The sequence below is a fragment of the Alicyclobacillus suci genome (assembly GCF_017329615.1).
GTDB lineage: Bacteria > Bacillota > Bacilli > Alicyclobacillales > Alicyclobacillaceae > Alicyclobacillus > Alicyclobacillus suci.
This window is the reverse complement of sequence record NZ_JAFMTW010000186.1, coordinates 1-361: the sequence shown is the minus strand read 5'-3', so window position 1 is coordinate 361 and position 361 is coordinate 1. Positions and strand designations below refer to the sequence as shown.

General features: G+C 47.6%; 1 protein-coding gene. It reads right to left on the bottom strand.

The window, feature by feature from the left end; genetic code table 11:
- Positions 1–93: 93 nt before the first annotated feature.
- Positions 94–361: transposase (locus J3482_RS20345; protein ID WP_236018430.1), on the bottom strand; the 268-nt coding region annotated here is incomplete at its 5' end.

Below are 361 nucleotides of genomic sequence, written 5' to 3'. Positions count from 1 at the left end.
CTACTGATTGCTGCACACTTTTAGTAGATTGCACTCGATGGCTTTTTCGTCAAGATTCAGCCTCCTGAAGAATTTACACCACTACTTGAGACTTTAACTTGTGCTTCGAGTTGGGGGTTGCTTTTTTAATATCTCGAGTTCCTCTCTCAGTTCGCGGTTTTCCCGTTCCAGGTCACGCGTTGTTTGCGCATCGGGTTTGAGATTTCCGGATTCGACGAAGGGGTGCTTCGGATTGTTCTTATACTGCGCAACCCAGCCATAAACGGTCTTTTGAGATATGCCAAGATCGCGCGCAACTTGGGAGGCGACTTTCCCCTCCTCCAGAACCAACTTCACTGTATTCAGTTTGAAATCCGCATCG